Genomic DNA, 18,952 nt, shown 5'->3' on the forward strand with positions numbered 1-18,952 from the left:
GAATAACTGAATCATGTCATTGCCCAATCTCGATATGGATGCGTTGCGAACGTTCCTCGCCACGCAACAACTTGGCAGCCTGAATCGCGCTGCCGAGCGCATAGGCCGTTCGCAATCGGCCGTCAGCCAGCAGATGCGAAAGCTTGAGGAACAGATCGGCATGCCGCTGTTTCGCCGCCATGGGCGAGGACTGGCGCTGACGGAGTCTGGTGAGTTGGTGCTGTCCTATGCGCATCGCATTCTGGATCTGAATGACGAGGTCGTACGGGCGGTGCGCGGCGCGTCGATCGAGGGTGTGGTGCGGTTCGGCCTGCCGGGTGATTTCGCCGAGAGTTGGCTTCCGAAGGCGCTGGGACAGTTCAAGAAGACCCATCCGGGGGTACGGGTGGAAGTCGCGGTGGAACGTAATGGCGTGTTGCTTGAGCGTCTTGACCGAGGCGAGCTCGATCTTGTGCTTGCGATGGGTTACGAGCGTCGTACCGATGCGGAGCACTTAGCGACGCTGCCGATGACATGGATCGGACCGGGCGATGCCGATGTGGTCCTGAGTCCGGGGATGCCGTTGGATTTGGCGCTCTACCATCCGCCATGCTTCTTCCGCCGCGCTGGCATCAGCGCACTCGATAGTGCGAATATTTCGTGGAGACTCGCCTATTCGACGGCCAGTCTCCAGAGTCTCTGGTCTGGGGTCGCGGCGGGTTTGGGCATTACATTGCGAACGGCGGCAGGACTACCGGCCACGCTAAGACGACTCGGGGAGAAAGATGGCCTCCCTCCCCTGCCTTCGGTCGAACTCTGCCTGCACACCGCGCCTGCGGATATGCCACCTGCGCTGGCGCAACTGAAGCGGGCGATCGTCGAGAATGCGGCGGAAAATCTTATTGCACGGTCTTGAACAAGGCTCGCCGCTTCACTCAACTGTTACCGACTTCGCCAGATTCCTCGGCTTATCGACATCTGTCCCGCGCGCCAATGCGGCGTGAAACGCGAGCAACTGCATGGGGATGGTGTGGAGAATCGGCGACAGCATGCCGTAGTGCTCGGTCAGTCGAATCACATCCAGATCCGGCCCCGGCGTAATACCGCAGTCGAGATCCGAGAACACATACAGTTTGCCGTTGCGTGCGCTCACCTCGTGCATGTTCGACTTCAACTTCTCCAGCAACCGATCGTTCGGCGCCACCGCCACCACCGGCATCTGATCGCTCACCAACGCCAACGGGCCGTGCTTCAACTCCCCTGCGGCGTAGGCTTCCGCATGGATGTACGAAATCTCCTTCATCTTCAACGCGCCCTCCATCGCCACCGGGTAATGCATGCCGCGTCCGAGGAAGAGAATGTCCTGCCGACGTGTGAGTTGCTCTGCCCAAGCGATGATCTGCGGCTCCAGTGCCAACACCTTGCTCATGGCATCCGGCAAATGCCGAAGCGCTTTCAAATGATGTTGCTCGTCCTCCTCCGACAAGCGTTTCCGCGCTTGCGCCAGCGTCAGCGCAAGCAAGAACAGCGCAACCAACTGGGTCGTGAAAGCCTTCGTAGACGCCACCCCGATCTCCACCCCGGCTCGCGTGAAGAACGTCAATTCACACTCACGCGCCAACGCGCTCGTTGCCACATTGCAGATCGCCAACGTGTGCGTCATGCCTAAACGTTGCGCGACATGCACCGCCCCCAGCACGTCCGCCGTCTCCCCGCTCTGTGACACCGCGACCACCAGCGTGTTCGGATTCGGCACGCTTTCGCGATAGCGATACTCGCTGGCAATCTCCACGCTCACAGGCACCTGCGCGAGACTCTCGATCCAATACTTCGCCGTCAACGCCGCATGGAAGCTGCCGCCACATGCGAGCAACAACACCGACTCAACTTTGTTGAACACCCGCCACGCGTTATCGCCAAACAGTTCCGGCATGATCGCCGTAACGTCCTGCAACGTGTCGGCCACCGCACGCGGTTGCTCGAAAATCTCTTTCTGCATGTAGTAGCGATACGGCCCCAGATCCGCCGCGCCACTATGCGCCGCCACCGTATTGACCGCACGCGCCACGCGCTGCCCCGCCGCGTCGACGATCCAGTAGCGATGCAATTGCACGTCCACGACATCGCCGTCTTCGAGATACACGATCTGATCGGTCACGTTTGCGAGTGCAATCGCGTCGGACGCGAGGAAATTCTCCCCTTCGCCCACGCCAACGATCAACGGCATGCCATCGCGTGCGCCCACGATGCGATGCGGTTCGTCCCGGCAGATGACGGCGATGGCGTAGCTGCCGCGCAAGCGGGACACTGCCTCCTTGACCGCATCGAACAGATCGCCGTTGTACAGATGGTCGATCAGGTGTGCGATGACCTCGCTGTCCGTCTGACTCGTGAACACGTAACCCTGCTGCTCAAGCATGGCGTGCAGTTCTTCGTGGTTCTCGATGATGCCGTTGTGCGACAGCGCAATGCGCGCAGCGTCTTCGCGCGGGGAAAAGTGCGGATGCGCGTTCTCAGTCACCGGCTTGCCATGCGTCGCCCAACGGGTGTGAGCGATGCCCGTGTACCCCGACAGTGCGTCGCGCGCCACGGCTTCCTGCAAGTTGGCGACACGCTCGACACTGCGCGCTCGCACCAGTTGCGCGTCGCTGTAGAGCGCGACGCCGCACGAGTCATAACCGCGATACTCCAGCCGCTTCAGGCCGTCGATCAGGTTCGGCACGATATCCCGCTGCGCAACGGCACCGATAATTCCACACATGACGCGTCTCCGTGAATGCTGTTCAAAAGAACCAGTGAAGCGATGGTAGAGTCGATGAAACGAAATTAACGATCAAAAATACACCACTAATGAAATAAAATAACGCCACATAAATCACATGAAATATTATTTCATTTAAATTTTGCGGAGGCATCATGGCAGGCGTATTTCTGGATGATCTGGACCTGCGGATTCTGCGAGCGCTACAAGAGGACTCCTCGATCACCAATCTCGAGCTAGCGTCACGCGTGCATGCGTCGGCGCCCACATGTCTGCGCCGCGTTCGCGCACTCAAGGAAAGCGGCGTCATTCAGCGCGAGATTGCCGTGCTCGATCGGGCGAAGCTTGGCCCGACGCTCATCGCTATCGTAGAAGTCAGCCTCGACCGGCAAACGGCGGAAGACTTCGATGCGTTCGAAGCATTCATCTGCGCCGAGCCCGCTGTCACTCAGTGTTACCGCGTCTCGCCGGGGCCCGACTTCGTCGTGGTGGCTGAAGTCGCCGACATGCCCGAATACGACGAATTGGCGCGACGGCTCTTCAAAAGCTCGTCCAACATTCGCAACGTGCGCACCTTCTTCTCCACGCGCCGGGCCAAGTTCGAGGCGAACGCGCCCATTCGGCTGGCAGCCGAGCGCCAATGAACCTGTCTCGCCGGGTAGAAATGTTCATTTGAACATTTCACACCGTCATTTGAATGTCATGCATCGCTGTCAAGCTGGCGCCCATTCCAGAACGAATGCGTCAGCTACGCCAGCCCGATGGACCTTTCCGACCGCCAGACCCGCATCGTTTCGCTCTTTCGCCAGCATGGCGAAATGAGTGTCGATGCGCTCGCCGAGCACTTCGGCGTCGCCACGCAAACGATTCGCCGCGACGTGAATACGCTTTGCGATGCCAATGTGCTGCGCCGTTATCACGGCGGCGCACGGTTGCTCACACCCGGGCCGAATCAACCGTACGAAGTCCGGCGCGTGCGCAACCTCGAAGGCAAGATCCGCATCGGGCTTGCCGCCGCCGACCGAATTCCCGACGGCGCCACCGTTCTGCTCGGCATCGGCACCACGCCGGAACAAGTCGCCGTCGCCCTCGTGCATCGCAAGCGCCTGACCGTCATCACCAACAACCTGCGCGCCGCGCTTGTGCTGGCAGCAAACCCCGAACACCGTGTCATCGTGCCCGGCGGCGAACTGCGCTCGCCCAACCCCGAGATTCTGGGCGATGAGGCTAACCGGTTGTTTCGCGCCTATCGCGCCGATGTCGGCGTGTACAGCGTAGGCGGCATCGACGACGACGGCGCACTGCTCGATTACGACCGACAGGAAGCCGCCTCGCGCGAAGCCCTGCGCGAAGCAAGCCGCTACCGGATTCTCGTGGCCGACGCGTACAAGTTCACGCGCAAGCCCAACGTGCGCGGCGGGCAACTCGACGAGCAAGACCTCGTCATCACCGACGCTCCCCTACCCGCTCCGTTGTGCGATCGGGTGCAGTCATCGCCAGAAATTCAGGTCGTCTGACCCGCCGACCATGGTCACCACCGCCAACACCGTTCGCCTCTACGAGACCGCCCCCATGCCTGCCGCTTCGTCCATCTCGTCCATCTCGTCCATCTCGACCATGTCGTCACTTTCGCGTATTGCCGCCGCCGCACTGCTCACGCTCACCTGCACCGCCGGCGCGCTGATGCCGTCCGCCGCGCAAGCCGCACCGTTGATCGTCGCGCATCGTGGCGGCACCGGCGACACCCCCGAGAACACCGTGCAAGCCTTCACGAACGCCTTGCAAAACGGTGCGCAAGCGTTGTGGATGACCGTGCAAGTTACGCGCGACGGGGTGCCCGTGATGTACCGCCCGGCCGACCTCTCGGCCCTGACCGATGGCAAGGGCAAGCTGGCCGATCTCGATTACGCCGACGTACGTAAGCTCAACGCCGGCTACAGCTTCTCGCGCAAGGGTGCCGACGCACAGACCGTCTACCCGTATCGCGATCACCCGCTGCCGATCCCGACGTTGCGCGAAGCGCTGGCTGCCGCACCGGCCAATGTGCCCGTGCTGCTCGACATGAAGCAGACGCCTGCCGCACCGCTCGTCGAAGCCGTGATCAAGGTGCTGGACGAGACCAACGCCTGGTCGCGCGTGCGCCTGTATTCCACCGAAGCGGAAGCCACCGACCGCATGCGCGCGCGCCGTCCGCAGGCCCAGTTATTCGAATCGCGCGACGCGACACGTAATCGCCTCGTGGCCGCCGCGCTTGGCGGTCAGTGCGTGACGCCACCCGCACCGGGCACGTGGGCCGGTATCGAATTCCATCGTCAGGTCGAAGTCATCGAGCGCTTCACGCTCGGCGAAGGCATCTCCAAAGTTGTCGCGAACTGGTGGACACCGGCCGCCGTGCAGTGCTTCAAGTCGCAGGGCAACGTGCATCTCGTCGCCTTCGGCGTGGAAACCCCGCAAGACTACGAAGCCGCCTCGCAACTGGGTTTCGATGCCGTCATGACCGATTCGCCGTCGCGCTTGCGCGCCGCCCTCGCCCAACCGCAGGCGGCGACCCCGGCGAAATAACGCATCAAAGCAACGCTGCATCAAACCCCGGCTGCGCGTGAACACCCCTCACGCGTAGCCAAAGAGGACAGGAACCTAAACACGGACTGACATCGAGACGCCCCGCAACGGACATCGCTTCGTCATATTTTTAGGATTCCTAATTTTATCCACGGCAAATTGACTCGGGGAACGACAACCCGTGCGACGCGTCGTGCCAATACCGCCACGCTAGGAAATGCACCCATGAAGGCTTACTCTCGCTCCTCCCTCGCCCGCGCCGCCGCGTTGGCTATCGGCTGCGGCGCTGCATCGCTCGCCCCGCTCGCGCATGCGCAATCGAACGTCACGCTTTACGGTATCGTCGACGGCGGCATTGGTTACGCCAGCAATGTCGCCTCCGTGACCAAGGCCGGCGCCGCTGGCCGTCCGGCCGTCATGAGTGGCGCGTCGAACACGGCGTTCCAGAGCGGCACGTGGCAAGGCAGCCGCTGGGGCCTGCAAGGCACCGAAGACCTCGGTGGCGGCCTGAAAGCGCTGTTCCGCCTTGAAAACGGCTTCAGCGTCGCCAACGGTACGGCAAGCCAGAACGGCGCCGAGTTCGGCCGCCACGCGTATGTCGGCTTGCAGGACCAGAAGCTTGGCACGATCACCATCGGCCGCCAGTACGATCCGTTGATCGACCTCGTCGGCTCCGTGGGCGGCACCGCGCTGCTCTCCGGCGTCGCTGCACACCCGGGCGACGTCGACAACCTCGACCACAGCTCGCGCGTGAACAACAGCGTGAAGTACCGCTCGCCGACGTGGGCCGGTTTCACGTTCGGTGCCATGTACGGCTTCGGCGGTCAGGCAGGCACGATGGGGCGTCAGAACACATGGGGTCTGGCTGGCCAATATGCAGGCGGCCCGCTCGTCTGGGGCCTCGCGTACTCGCATGCCAACAACGACAAGGCAAGCGCTGCCGACACCACCATCGGTAGCTGGGCAGGTTCGTCGGAATCGGCATTCGGCTCGTCGATCAACGCCGGTTACGCCAGTGCCAAGTCGCGCGACATCATCGCCACGGCCATGACGTATCAGATCGGCAACAACACCACCTTGGGCGCGAACTACAGCCACACCGAGTATTCGCCCGGCACCTACTCGCGCTTCACGCGCACGGCGAAGTTCGACACGGTTGGCGTACTCGCGATGTACCGCTTCACCAACGCGTTCCGTCTGGGTGGCGGTTACAGCTTCACCAATGTGAATGCGCCGGCGGCCAACGCTTCGGGTGCGAAGTACCACCAGTTCAATCTGGCCGCGTTCTACAACCTGTCGAAGCGCACCGAGTTGTATGCCCTGGTGGGTTATCAGAAGGCTTCCGGCGCGACGCTCGACGCGTTCGGCAACGTGATCGACGCCACCGCTTCCGTGGGCGATGCCGCCAACGGCATGTCGTCGGCCACCAACACGCAGACGATCGTGCGTCTGGGCGTCAGCCACGTGTTCTAAGCACGGTCAGCAGTATCGGCCATTCGCCAATGCGTCAGCGCAGGCGCGAATGGCCCATGGCATCGCCGCCGGTCATCCCCGTCGCTCAGGCGGCTTGTGCAGGCAGTGGCGGCACCAGCGTCACGCGCGGGGGCGGCAACATCGTGACGGCGTGCATTTGCGCGCGCAGCCAGTCGCGGGGGCTTGCGCCGGTTTTACGGCGGAACGCGCGCGCCAGTGCCGAGGCGCTGTCGTAGCCGACCTCATCGGCGACTCGCGCGATGGGTTGTCCGTCGCGCAGGCGCTTCTGGGCGAGTCCGATGCGCCAGTCGAGCAAGTAGTCGGCGGGCGATTGCCCGATGACTTCACGGAACTGCGCGGCGAAATTCGCGCGGGACATATTAGCGGTGTTGGCCAGCGACTCCACCGTCCACGCGTCACCGGGCTGATGGTGAATGACGTGCAGCGCGCGGGCCAGTCGCGGGTCGGCCAGACCGGCCAGCATGCCGCGATTGACGATGCGCTTTTCCAGCACGTGGCGCAGAAGTTGAATCACCAGCAATTCGAACAGCCGATCCATCACGGCAAGCCGGCCGCACTGCGAGCCGAACGCTTCGGCGAACAGCCAGTTCAGCGTCAGATCGAGTGTCGAGAGCGACTGCGTGGGCAGCACGAGGTATTCGGGCAGCGCGGCGACCAACGGATTATTGTGCCCGCCGTCGAACGAGAGGGAGCCGCACACGAGTTCGGTGCGATCGCCTTCGCCGGAGAGCAGCTGGTGGTGATTACGGCGAGGAAAGAAGATCAGCGAGGGTTCGACGATGTCTTGGCGGGTGCCGTCTTCCAGCACAAGGGCGACTTCGCCGGTTCGCAGCAGGTGCATGTGGCCGCCGTCGTGCGAGTCGATGCCGTAGCTGGCAACGCCGCAAAGGCCGCCGCTGTGGAACACACCGGCGCGAACGCCGAAATTCGAAATAAGCGTAGAGAGCCGATCCATGGCGCACTCATCATGAAGACCCGGTGCGCCGATTATGGAGGATTTGGCCGCCCCTTGCTCGTCACCCCTGCAAAGCAAAAACCATCAAGCCAAAGCCGATGGTTTCGTTCGAAGCACAGGGCGAAATGAAGAGGACCGACCGGAGCCCCTTCCCGAGGCGAGTTGAACTTGTCTGAGCAGCGGGAAGGGGCTTCGGTCGGTCCTGCGGTAGCGCGTGTCTGAGCGTCGGCCCAGCACCACCAACAGCAGCATTAAGCGCGGTTATCGCCAACCGTGGCGGCCGTACCGATTTGCGAGCGAACTTGCGCGCGCGACAGGCCGGCAGATGTGCGTTGTTGCAGCAGCGACGGGTAGGTTTCCAGCGATTGGTCGAGTTGACCCGAAGCACGGGCTTGACGCAGTTCTTCGCGGACTTGCGCACGGGTCATGCCTTGCGGGGCGGCTTGCGCGATGGTTTGCGAATCGCCGTTATAGGCGGTTTGGGTTTCTCCGGCGAAGGCCGAAGCGGAAACGAGCGTTGCGGTAGCAACCAGAGCAGCAGCAAAGAGGCGGGTATTCATGGTGAAACTCCTGTCGATTGGCATCTGAAGCCATGTTTTTTCCAGTCGTACCGAAGAGGTTTGGTTTCTCTTGGAACGGTGTGACTGGGCACGACTCAAGATTAGGGAAATCGAGCAGGAATTTCGCGGCTGGCCGTCTGCAAGATGCGACCAATCGTCCAAATCAAACGATAGCCATTGGTAGTGGCTATGACGGCGATAGATGCCGTCGATGGAAGGGGAAATAACCACCATCCGGCGGTCGTGGAAACGCTCAACCGCCGCGTTTTGCGCCGCGATTCACCTTGATTTCGCTCACGGGAATGGCGGCCGAGACCACGGCGTCGCCGAGCAGTTGGCGCAGTGCTGCGGGCTTGTTGACCAAATCGGCCAGCGTGTAGCGATCGAGCACGGCGAAGTAGGCCCGTAACGCGTCGCCCAACACCCCTTTCAGGTTGCAGGCCGACGTAATCACACACGCGTTGTCGCCCTGATGAAAGCACTCCACCAGTGCAAAATCCGGCTCCATCGCGCGCACCACTTCGCCAAGCCCGATACGCTCCGGCGCCCGCCCCAGACGGATTCCGCCCGCACGCCCGCGCACCGTGTGCAAAAAGCCCAGCTGCCCGAGCTTCTGCACGATCTTCACGAGGTGATTCTTGGGAATGTCGAAGGCGTCCGCCACCGCCTGCACGTGCACCAGCTCGTCGGGATGTACCGCAACGTAGATGAGCGTGCGCAGGCTGTAATCGGTGTAGTCGGTCAGTCGCATGACAGTGGGGACAAGGGTGCCGCGAAGGCACAAGCGGCTCGACCGGCCGCCGCAAAAGAGGTTGCGGGGCAGTTTAACATGGCCCCGCAATACATCTTATGCCCCTCTGATGCCCCACTACCCTGCTGCCATCAGTGCAGGAACTTCATCAGAATCGTCGCCACCACGATCATCGCCGCCCCGCCGATGCGTGTAGAAATCTGGGCGAACGGCATCAGCCCCATACGGTTCGACGACGACAGGATCGCCACGTCCCCCGTGCCGCCCAGACCGCTATGGCAAGCCGTAACGATCGCCGCTTCGACCGGATACATCTTGAGCCACAGGCCGACGAAAAAGCCCGACGCGATCATCGCCAGCACCGTCACCGTCACGATCACGAAGTACGCCGGTGTGAAGGCGGCCACCAGCTTGTCCCAAGAAACGAACAGCGTGCCCAGACCGACCAAAATCGCAAACGTCAGGTTCGTCGACATGAACTTGTACATCTGATACGCGCCGCTCTCCATCGATGCCGGAATCGCCTTGCAGACCTTGAGCACTGCGGCCGCCACGATCATCAGCACCGGCCCCGGAATGCCCGTCACCGGCGCGAGCAGCGAGCCGAGAATGTACAGCGTGCAGCCCAGCAGCAACCCCGCGCCCATCAGGCGAAGATCGAGCGACGTGTCTTCCTTTTGCAGCTTGAGCAACTCAAGATCGTCGCCCGTGCGCACCAGCATGCCGTCGCCACTGTATTTCGTGTATCGCTCGCCAAACCGGTTCAGCACGCCGCTGGCGAGAATCGCCACCACGTTGCCGATCAGCGCCGCCGGTACCAGCGTGGCGACCAGATGCGCCTGCGACTCGCCGAGAATCTCCGAATACCCGATGGACAGCGGCAGCACGCCTTCGCCAATGCCACCGCCGAGAATCGGCACGACGATGTAGAAGAACGTGTGCTTGGGGTCATAGCCGAAGCAAAGCCCTACCAGCATGCCGGCGACCACCGCCGTGATCGTGCCCACGAACAACGGCACGAACATCTTCAGGAAGCCCTGAATCAGCACCCGGCGATTCATGCCGAGAATGCTGCCCGCCACCAGACACGCGATGTAGAGGTATTGCAGGTTCGCCGTCTTCATCGTCGTCGTGATGGCCTTCAGCGACGCGTCATCCATCAGCTTGTAGCCCAACAACGCCGACGGCACGAACAGACACAGAATCGCCGAACCGCCAATCACGCGCAGCACGGGAATACGCCGGCCAAGTTCGCCGAGCGCGGCACCCGCCAGCATCAGCACGGCAAAGCCGCCGATCATGTCGTTCGGCAAACGGTTGGTCATGGCAGCCAGCACCACGACCACAGCAATCGCCACGAACATCGGCAGCGGCAGACCGCCAATCGAAAATTGGGTCAACGCAGACAGACGGCCCGTGGGCTTGTCTTGTCCGTTCGGGTTCGCGCCAAGTTGCGCGGATGGCATCTCCATGGGGTGTCTCCTTGAGAGGAAGCGTCAAATCGATTCGTTTGACGTGTTGTGCCGCCGCCCCGCCGGACTGTGCCGGCTTCAGGGCGAACGGGGTTTTAGCGACTTCGTGCTTACTTCGATGCCGCCGCGCGTTGCTGCGCCGGCAAATCGATCGACATCCACGGATGACGCGCCTGATGACGCGCCTCGAAGGCATCGATGGACGCACGCTCCGCGAGCGTCATGCCGATCATGTCGAGCCCTTCGACGAACATGCGTTTCTGCCGCGCCGGCATCTCGAAACCGAAACGCTCGCCGGTGGCCGTGAGTACACATTGCTGCTGCACGTCAATCGTGAGCAGGCTGTGACGCGGGTCGCTCACGATGGCATTGAGCCGTGCCACATCGGCAGGCGGTAACGTCACGAGCAACAGCCGGTTGTTCTGCGCATTGAAGTAGAAAATCTCGCCGAAACTCGGCGCGATCACCGCGTCGATACCTGCCTGCATCAGCCCCCACACCGCGTGCTCGCGGCTCGATCCGCAGCCGAAGTTCGCTCCGGCGATCAGGATGCGCGCGCCGCGATACTCAGGCCGATTCAGCACGAAGTCCGGTCGCGGCTCGCCCTGCGGCGTCATGCGCAGGTCGTAGAGCACGCCGCGCGCCAGCCCCGCCTTGTCGATACCGAGCAGAAACTGCTTCGGCATGATCTGATCGGTATCGAGGTTTTCCAGCGGCAGCGGCGCCGCAATGCCACTCAACAGGTCATGACTGGCCATAGCCAAACTCCTTGCGTACGTCGACGATTCGCCCGGCCAGCGCAGCGGCAGCGGCCATGGCAGGGCTCATCAGATGGGTGCGGGCACCGCGCCCCTGACGGCCCTCGAAGTTGCGATTGGTCGTGGACGCGCAGCGCTGCCCGGGGGCCAGCACGTCGTCGTTCATCGCGAGACACATCGAACAGCCCGGTTGCCGCCACTCGAAACCCGCGTCGAGCAGCACCTGCGCGATGCCTTCCGCTTCCGCCTGATCACGCACGCGTCCGGAGCCCGGCACCACCATCGCCCGTACCGAGGACGCCACCTTGCGCCCGCGAACGACCGATGCCACTTCGCGCAAGTCTTCGATACGTGCGTTGGTGCACGACCCGATGAACACGTGGTCGATCGCCACGCCGTCGATCGGCTGCCCCGCCGTCAGCCCCATATAGGCGAGCGCCTTCGTGGCACTGGCCTGCATCTGCGCATCGGCAGACAACGCCGGAATGCACTCGCCAATCGCAATCGCCTGATCGGGGCTGGTGCCCCACGTCACGAACGGCGCCACGTGCGCGGCATCGAAAACGTGCTCGACGTCGAACGCGGCATCGTCGTCAGAACGCAGTTCCCGCCACGCCTGCTCGGCCGATGCCAGCGCGTCGGCATCCATGTCGCGAATACGCGGTGCGACGTAGCGCACCGTGATGTCGTCCGGCGCAATGAGCGCACCGCGCGCGCCCGCTTCCACGGTCATGTTGCACAACGTCATGCGTGCCTCGGCGCTCAGCGCGCCGATGGCCTCGCCGCAGTACTCCACGACGTAGCCCCGCGCGCCCTGTGCACCGATGCGCGCGATGATGTGCAGCACCAGATCCTTCGCCGTCGTGCCGCCCGGCAGTTGACCGTCCACGCGAATGCGCATGTCCTGCGCCACGCGGTAGACCAGCGTCTGCGTCGCGAGCACGTGCTCCACTTCCGACGTGCCGATGCCGAACCCCAGCGCACCCAAAGCGCCGTAAGTCGTCGTGTGACTATCACCGCACAGCACCACCATGCCCGGGCGAATCAACCCGATCTCAGGCGCCACCACGTGCTCGATGCCCTGCTCGCGATCCTGCACGTCGAACAGATGAATGCCGTGTTTCTCGCAATTGCGTGTGAAATTCGCGGCCTGATGCGACGCCGCTTCGATGGCGATCGTACGGCGCGACGTGGCGACCGGATGCGTGGGAATCACGTGATCAACTACGCCCATCTGCTTCTGTGGGCAGCGCACGGGCAGTTGCTTCTCGGCCAGCCCGGCAAACGCTTGCGGGCTGGTGTACTCGTTCATGATGTGCAGGTCGGCATACAGCGCGACGTGCTGCGCATCGATCGGGAAGACCGTGTGAGCATCCACGATCTTGCGATACATCGTTTGCCCCATGGGGCCCTCCTTGCGGGTGTCTCCTGTCACGGGCAACGCCCATTGATCCAGTCCCGCCAGTTTAATTTCGCGATGTTCCATGCATAATGCAGACTTATCTAAACCATTCTTAGATTTTTCTTAACAATGAACGCGATCGCCGATCTGGAATTCTTCGTGCGGCTGGTACGCCACGGCAGCCTGTCGTCGCTGGCCCGCGATCTCGGCGTGACCCCGCCCGCCGTCAGCGCCCGCTTGGCGTTGCTGGAGAAACGGCTCGGCGTGCGGCTGCTCAACCGCACCACGCGCCGTATCACGATGACCGAGGAAGGCGAGCGCTACCTGCGCGCAGGCTCATCGCTGCTCGAAGAAGTGCAGGAACTGGAGCGCATGGTGTCGAGCAGCCGCAACGTGCCGCAGGGGTTGCTCAAGGTGAATGCCACGTTCGGCTTCGGGCGGCGGCACATCGTGCCGGCGCTCTCGGCGTTTCGGCAGCGCTATCCCGACGTGGAAGTGCAGTTGGAACTGACCGACCGGCCGATGAACCTCGCGGAGTCGGCTTTCGATGTGGGCATTCGACTGGGCGAATTACCCGACTCCCGCCTCGTGGCGAAACGGCTGGCCCATAACGAGCGCTTTGTCTGCGCGTCGCCAAGCTATCTGAACGGACGCACCCTGCCGCGCACGCCGGAAGATTTGCGCCAGCATCTTTGCATCGTGCTGCGCGAGAACGACACGGCCTACGGCACGTGGCATTTCAACAAGGGCAAGCGTCAGCAACCCGTGAAGGTGCACGGTGCGATGAGCAGCAACGACGGGGAAGCCACGCTGAAATGGGCACTCGACGGGCACGGCGTGCTCATGCGCTCGGCATGGGAGGTGCAATCGTTCATCGACGCAGGCCGACTCGTGCGGCTGCTGCCCGACTGGCACCTGCCCCCGGCGGACGTCTACGCGGTGTATCCCGAGCGACTGAATCTCTCGGCAAAAGTACGCGTGTTCGTCGACTTTCTGGAAGGACATATGCGGGATGCCGGCCACTGGGGCAGCTATCCGGCATCGGTGTGATCTTCGGTGTGATCTTCGGTGTGATCTTCGGTGTGAACTTGGTGTGAACGTCAGTAGACGTCGCGGCGATACCGGCCCGCTTCGGTGAGGGTGTCCAATACTGCGTTGCCGTCATGGCCAGACGCCCCAAGGATCTCGACGAGCGCGGCATGCACGGCGGGGGCCATGCCCTGCAAGCTGCCGCAGACATAGATTGCGGCACCGGCATCGACCCATGCGCGGATATCCGGCGCAGCGTGGCGCAAAGCATCCTGCACATAGCGCACGTCGCCGGCATCGCGCGACCACGCGAAATCCACACGTTCAATCACCCCGTCGCGCTGCCATTGCGTGATTTCGTCGGCGAAGAACGCGTCATGACGCGCATTGCGCTCACCGAAGAGCAGCCAGTTGCGACGCGCTCCCCGCGCGGCACGCGACTTCAGATGCGCGCGCAGACCGGCCAGCCCCGTGCCGTTGCCGATCAGAATCAGCGGCACGTCGTCAGCGGGTGGATGAAACGCGCGGTTGGTGCGCACACGCATTGCGATGCGCGTGTCGATGGCGGCGTGCTTCGTGAGCCAACCCGACGCCAGCCCCAGACGGACGCCATCAGGCTGTGCCGAATCGGCATAGCGGGTCTGACGCACCAGCAATTCCAACCGGCCGTCAGCAGGCAGCGACGCGAGCGAATATTCGCGATGCGGCAACGGCACGAGCGTATCGACAAGTGCCTGCGGCGTGTGTGCGACCATCGCGTCGCTGGCATCAGAAGCTGGCATGCGAGACGCCAGCGCCTGCGCAAGTGTCATCGATTCTCCGTTGCATTGCACGGCGGCATCGGCCGCGAAACCGGTATCGCGCAGCCAATCGGCAACGAACTGCGCCGAATGTCGCGGGCCAACTTCCACGATATCGCCCGCCTGCCAGTCGAGCGAAGTGGCACCGTCTTCCGGCACGAGTGATAGATGAAACGCCGGTGCGCCAACGCTATCCGGATTGAGCAGCACGCGTGATTGCAGACGCCATGACGCGTAACTCGGCGGTTCCCAATCGGCAATCTCTGCGCCGCCCGCCATGGCCGACAGCTGGTGCTGCCAGTGACGAATGGCACCGGCGTCGCCGTTGTCGACCTCGATGGTGTCGAACAGCGCCTGTGCGCCGCTCGCCTCCAGCCAATGGGTCAACCGATGCCCGAAGGCACAGAATTCCGTATAACTGCGGTCGCCCAGCGCCAGTACGCCGTAGCGCAGGCCGGGCAGTGCAAACGCACTGTTCATCATCTTGCGTGTGAACCCGGACGCGCTGTCCGGCACATCGCCCTCGCCCGTCGTGCTCACAATGAAAAGCGCTTGCCTGCACGCCATCAATGCGTCGGCGTTCAGTGCATCGATCGAGATCGGACGCACGGCGACACCCGCATCGCGCAAAGCCGTGGTCGTATTCACCGCGAGGAGTTCAGCGAAACCGGTCTGGCTTGCATAGACGACAAGCGTGGTCGATTCCGGCGGGGTCTCTGAACTCACGACTTCAAACGCGGATTGACGCGAGCGCCGTCGATGCGCGCCGATCACGGCGAGGCTTCCCGCAAGATAGGCGAGCAGCACGCCCCCTGCCATCAACGGACGCGCGTGACTCGCCCACGCCAGCGCGGCACCCGCCACGGACGTTGCGCTCAACCCCAATGTGGACCAGTGGAACGCGGCAGACTTGACGGTATTCATGAATACATCGCCCGATAGGCGGGCGTCACTGTCTCGCGAAAACCGTCGGGAACACGCATCACAAAGCGTGCAGCGATGTCGCGTGCGGTAGCGAGTTGCATGCCCGCCTGCGGCCCGAGGACGGTGAGCGCGGTCGACCAGGCGTCGGCCAGCATGCACTCGCGATGCACTACGCTGACCGATGCCAATGCATGACTCGCCGGATACCCGGTGCGTGGATCGAGCGTGTGCGCATATCGCTTCGAAGGCTTCGAAGGCTTCGAAGGCGCTGACGCTTGCGATGCCTCCATGAAGAAACGGCGATAGTCGCCAGACGTCGCCACACTCAGCCCGTGCAACGCAACGAGATCCTGCGCGATACCCGCGGCCTCGGACCCAGCTTCAGTCACAGGCGCTTCCAGTTCGACCCACCACGGCATGCCATCCGGTTTGACGCCCTCACCACGAAGCTCGCCGCCAATCTCGACAAGATGGTGCGCAATGCCTACGTCAGTGAGCGCCAACGACACGGCATCGACCGCGAAGCCCTTGGCAATCGCGCAGAGATCGAGCGAGATGCCGCCGGGTTGCTGCGCACGCTTGCTCTGAATGTCGAGCACCACGCGCGCCCAGCCGCAGCGCTCACGTGCGGATATCACCTCGTCCACACCCGGCGCCACATCGCGACGCGGTGCCGGGCCAAAGCCCCACAGGTCGACGAGCGGCCCCGCGCTGGGATCGTACGCACCACCGCTCTCGCGGGCGACACGCAGTGCCGTTTCCAGCACATGAAAGGCTTCGTCCGGCAGCTCAATCCATTGCCCTGCGTCTGCACGATTGAACGCGCTGATGTCAGAGTCTTCGCGCCAATTGCTCATCTGCGCGTCCACGCGCGCGAGGACCGCACGAATGCACGCGTCGGTCCCGCCGTCGTCGGATGTATCGGCAACGTCCGACGGCTGTACATACGCGACCGACCACGTCGTGCCCATCGTCTGCCCGGCCAGATGTCTGAGCCGCCCACCGACATGCGGTTGCACACCGGCAGACGTCATCTGCAACGGTACGAGCACACGCGGCTCGTACCGTGCATCGACAGACAGGTCGAGAGGAGTCATGGGCGCGAAGTGAGGACTAACCGGGGGCAGATTGCCGCCTTACTGCGGCAGCACTTCCACGGTTGCGGCATAGGCCGCACGGCGTGCCTTGGCCGGCTTGATCGAGACCTTGTCGTCACGCACGTCGGCTTCGAGCCAGTACATGCCCGGCGCGGGCCACTTCACGCTGAACTTGCCGTCGGCATCGGTCGTTACCGACAGATCGTTGAGTTTGTCGCGGTAGCGAATGCCGCCCGGCACCACTTCCACTTTCACGTTTGCCGCCGGCTTGCCGTCGTGCAGCAGACGGAAGCTCGCGGTGCTGCCGTCGACCAGATCGTTCGGATGCGAGATCGGCGCAAGCTCAAGCCCTTGACCCGTCGTCGCCAGCGCCGTCGTCGTGGGCTTGCCGCGCGTGACAAACGACTCCACACGCGACAGGCCTTCCGTGACTTGCAGGTCTTGCGCGTTAGCGGGTACTTCCTTCGCAAACGCTTCCGGCGAACCACGCCAGCGTTTGGTCTCGGTACCCACCTTGTAGCTTGCCGACAGCCCGTGGTTCACCACGGCGATCTTGTACGTTCCGTCCTGCGTGAGATGCACGTCGAAGACGCTGCGATAGCGGCCCGTCGATGCGTTCTCGGCCTTCACCGGCTTGCCGTCCGGCGCCGTCACGACGAGCCCGTCCAGACGCATTGGGAAATGCTCGAAGTAGAACAGGTCGTTCGAGACCGCAGCATCCACCGTCACCCACGGATCGTTGCCCGACAGCACGGTGGCCGACGGCAGCAACCACTGACGGTGCGCCTGTGCGGCGAGCGGTGCCAGTGCGGCGATGGCCAATGCAGAGACGAGAGACAGCTTCTTCAGCGAGAACTTCATGATCAGCTCCTGTACAGCGATTCTGGAAAAAGGAATTCGGTCGTGAGGCGGCAGTCGCGGCTCAGGGCTTCACGCTCAGCGACACCGCGCCGAGTTCGTGCTCACCCTTGACCTGCGCCGACTTCGCGTCGGCAGGCGGCCACGTGAACGGCACGCGAATCAGTTCGCGACCGCCCACTTCACGGGCCGCTTCCACCACGAGTTGGTACTCACCGGCGGCCAGCTTGCCCAGCGGTGCTTTGCCGTCGACAAAAGTCAGCGAGTGCTCACCGGGGGCTCTCGTCGCACCCGACACACCGTCGGCCGGCATCGTCATGTCGCGCCCTGCCTTACGCCACCACTGGCGCATGTCCTTGAGCCACTTGGTGCCTTCGGCATTCTTGAGCTTGCCGTCGTACCAGACCGACAACGTGGTCACGGGCGACTGATCCGCCTTTTCGATCCACATCGCCACATACGGACGGTGATACTCCGCCACGTTCAGACGCGGAATTTCGACCTTGACGGTCATCTCGGCGGCCGCCGCATTTCCCGCGAATGGTGCTGCCACCAGACCGGTCAACGTGACGGAAAGCATTCGACGCATGGCTATCCCCTATCGAGCAAACCTCGGGTTGAGTTCAGATTGAAGTACTAAGAAAACGCTATCGACGCTGTCGACGCAACCGACACTAGCGACACTAGCGACGCGCGCCCCGATCCGGTCGCTGCGTCTCGGTGAATGCTTAGTGAATGAACAAGATGACGAGCAGCAGCGGGATGACGAGCCCCAGACCGACCAGCGGCCACGTCGCCACGCGGTTGCCCGCATGCAGCTTGAGCAGAAACAAGCCGGTCACGCTGAACACCAGACACGCCAGCGCAAACACGTCGATAAAGAGGCTCCACGCATTGCCGGTATTGCGGCCCTTGTGCAGGTCATTCAAATAGGAAATCCAGCCGCGCGTGGTCAGTTCGTACTGGGTCTCACCGCTCTGCAAATCCACACTCACCCACGCATCGCCACCGGGACGCGGCAATGCGACGTAAATTTCGTCAGCCGACCACTCGGCCTCTCGGCCCTCGGCATCGATGGCGAGCGACGTGTGCAGCCAATCGGCGAGCGCCGCCGGTACCGGGCCTTTGTCCTTGTGGGGTGTCTCGCCAAGCTGCGTCAGCAGGGCATCGGGCACCTGCGCCGCGCGCTTGACGACTTGGGGGTGAGCTTCGATCTGACCTGCGTGGTTGAGCGTGAAGCCCGTGATCGCGAACAGCATCATGCCGAGCAGACAGATCGCCGAACTGATCCAGTGCCACTGGTGCAGATGTTTGAGCCAGAACGCGCGCCGCTGCCGGCCGGCACCGAGCTGGAGTTCGTTCATTGCGGAATTCGGGACATCAAAGCGAGCCTAGGGATGGCGGGCATGGCAGTCATCGTAGTGTCATGGCGAGCCGACATTCGCGCGCCGCACTATCTCAGGGAAACTGAAAAGTGCAATGATAATCGTTTGCATTTAACAAGGCAATCGTCTTGATGTGAAGACGACCATAAGAAAAGCCGGGGGTGC

At 62.8% G+C, this 18,952-nt stretch carries 18 protein-coding genes; 6 read left to right on the plus strand and 12 right to left on the minus strand.

Annotated features, from left to right (window positions below; genetic code table 11):
- Positions 1 to 13 precede the first annotated feature (13 nt).
- Positions 14 to 895 (plus strand): LysR substrate-binding domain-containing protein, encoded by an 882-nt coding sequence (locus AT302_RS17610; RefSeq protein ID WP_058379545.1) that lies wholly within the window; start codon positions 14 to 16, stop codon positions 893 to 895.
- A 15-nt stretch (positions 896 to 910) separates the two neighbouring features.
- Here the strand turns inward: AT302_RS17610 and glmS are convergent, their stop codons facing one another.
- Positions 911 to 2,740, minus strand: coding sequence for a glutamine--fructose-6-phosphate transaminase (isomerizing) (gene glmS, locus AT302_RS17615; RefSeq protein ID WP_058379546.1), 1,830 nt, complete (start codon positions 2,738 to 2,740; stop codon positions 911 to 913).
- Between the two features lie 155 nt (positions 2,741 to 2,895).
- Here glmS and AT302_RS17620 point away from each other — a divergent pair, with 155 nt between their 5' ends.
- The 4 genes from AT302_RS17620 (at position 2,896) to AT302_RS17635 (ending at position 6,775) form a co-directional block, all read left to right on the plus strand.
- Positions 2,896 to 3,384, plus strand: a complete 489-nt coding sequence (locus AT302_RS17620) for an Lrp/AsnC family transcriptional regulator (protein ID WP_058379547.1) — start codon at positions 2,896 to 2,898, stop codon at positions 3,382 to 3,384.
- Between the two features lie 117 nt (positions 3,385 to 3,501).
- A complete protein-coding gene (locus AT302_RS17625) occupies positions 3,502 to 4,257 on the plus strand; it encodes a DeoR/GlpR family DNA-binding transcription regulator (protein ID WP_058379548.1) in 756 nt (251 codons plus the stop codon).
- Positions 4,258 to 4,312: 55 nt separating this feature from the next.
- Positions 4,313 to 5,302 (plus strand): glycerophosphodiester phosphodiesterase family protein, encoded by a 990-nt coding sequence (locus tag AT302_RS17630; protein ID WP_237171952.1) that lies wholly within the window; start codon positions 4,313 to 4,315, stop codon positions 5,300 to 5,302.
- A 225-nt stretch (positions 5,303 to 5,527) separates the two neighbouring features.
- Positions 5,528 to 6,775, plus strand: a complete 1,248-nt coding sequence (locus AT302_RS17635) for a porin (protein ID WP_058379549.1) — start codon at positions 5,528 to 5,530, stop codon at positions 6,773 to 6,775.
- Between the two features lie 85 nt (positions 6,776 to 6,860).
- Here AT302_RS17635 and AT302_RS17640 read toward each other — a convergent pair whose 3' ends face one another.
- The 6 genes from AT302_RS17640 to leuC all read right to left on the minus strand — a co-directional run bounded on the left by AT302_RS17640 (position 6,861) and on the right by leuC (position 12,697).
- Complete coding sequence (locus AT302_RS17640; RefSeq protein WP_064675104.1) at positions 6,861 to 7,751, minus strand: AraC family transcriptional regulator; 891 nt, start codon at positions 7,749 to 7,751, stop codon at positions 6,861 to 6,863.
- A gap of 251 nt (positions 7,752 to 8,002) precedes the next feature.
- Positions 8,003 to 8,311, minus strand: a complete 309-nt coding sequence (locus AT302_RS27870; protein ID WP_058379550.1) for a DUF4148 domain-containing protein — start codon at positions 8,309 to 8,311, stop codon at positions 8,003 to 8,005.
- A 253-nt stretch (positions 8,312 to 8,564) separates the two neighbouring features.
- A complete protein-coding gene (locus AT302_RS17650; RefSeq protein ID WP_058379551.1) occupies positions 8,565 to 9,062 on the minus strand; it encodes an Rrf2 family transcriptional regulator in 498 nt (165 codons plus the stop codon).
- A 131-nt stretch (positions 9,063 to 9,193) separates the two neighbouring features.
- A complete protein-coding gene (locus AT302_RS17655; protein ID WP_084656305.1) occupies positions 9,194 to 10,534 on the minus strand; it encodes a 2-hydroxycarboxylate transporter family protein in 1,341 nt (446 codons plus the stop codon).
- Positions 10,535 to 10,644: 110 nt separating this feature from the next.
- Complete coding sequence (gene leuD, locus AT302_RS17660; protein ID WP_058379552.1) at positions 10,645 to 11,292, minus strand: 3-isopropylmalate dehydratase small subunit; 648 nt, start codon at positions 11,290 to 11,292, stop codon at positions 10,645 to 10,647.
- Positions 11,279 to 12,697, minus strand: a complete 1,419-nt coding sequence (gene leuC, locus AT302_RS17665) for a 3-isopropylmalate dehydratase large subunit (RefSeq protein WP_058379553.1) — start codon at positions 12,695 to 12,697, stop codon at positions 11,279 to 11,281. Before leuC ends, leuD begins: the two co-directional genes overlap by 14 nt.
- A 126-nt stretch (positions 12,698 to 12,823) precedes the next feature.
- Between leuC and AT302_RS17670 the strand changes: the two genes are divergently transcribed.
- Positions 12,824 to 13,744: a LysR family transcriptional regulator gene (locus AT302_RS17670; protein WP_058379554.1), complete on the plus strand. Its 921-nt coding sequence runs from the start codon at positions 12,824 to 12,826 to the stop codon at positions 13,742 to 13,744.
- A gap of 50 nt (positions 13,745 to 13,794) precedes the next feature.
- Here the strand turns inward: AT302_RS17670 and AT302_RS17675 are convergent, their stop codons facing one another.
- The 5 genes from AT302_RS17675 to AT302_RS17695 form a co-directional block, all read right to left on the minus strand.
- Positions 13,795 to 15,447, minus strand: a complete 1,653-nt coding sequence (locus tag AT302_RS17675; RefSeq protein ID WP_058379555.1) for a sulfite reductase subunit alpha — start codon at positions 15,445 to 15,447, stop codon at positions 13,795 to 13,797.
- On the minus strand, positions 15,444 to 16,544 hold the full coding sequence (locus AT302_RS17680; protein WP_058379556.1) for an FAD:protein FMN transferase: 1,101 nt from the start codon (positions 16,542 to 16,544) through the stop codon (positions 15,444 to 15,446). Before AT302_RS17680 ends, AT302_RS17675 begins: the two co-directional genes overlap by 4 nt.
- Before the next feature lie 39 nt (positions 16,545 to 16,583).
- Positions 16,584 to 17,405 (minus strand): DUF4198 domain-containing protein, encoded by an 822-nt coding sequence (locus AT302_RS17685; protein ID WP_058379557.1) that lies wholly within the window; start codon positions 17,403 to 17,405, stop codon positions 16,584 to 16,586.
- A gap of 61 nt (positions 17,406 to 17,466) precedes the next feature.
- A complete protein-coding gene (locus AT302_RS17690) occupies positions 17,467 to 17,991 on the minus strand; it encodes a DUF2271 domain-containing protein (RefSeq protein ID WP_058379558.1) in 525 nt (174 codons plus the stop codon).
- A 139-nt stretch (positions 17,992 to 18,130) separates the two neighbouring features.
- Positions 18,131 to 18,766: a PepSY-associated TM helix domain-containing protein gene (locus tag AT302_RS17695; protein WP_058379559.1), complete on the minus strand. Its 636-nt coding sequence runs from the start codon at positions 18,764 to 18,766 to the stop codon at positions 18,131 to 18,133.
- Between the last annotated feature and the right edge of the window lie 186 nt (positions 18,767 to 18,952).

Source organism: Pandoraea norimbergensis, from assembly GCF_001465545.3.
GTDB classification, from domain to species: domain Bacteria; phylum Pseudomonadota; class Gammaproteobacteria; order Burkholderiales; family Burkholderiaceae; genus Pandoraea; species Pandoraea norimbergensis.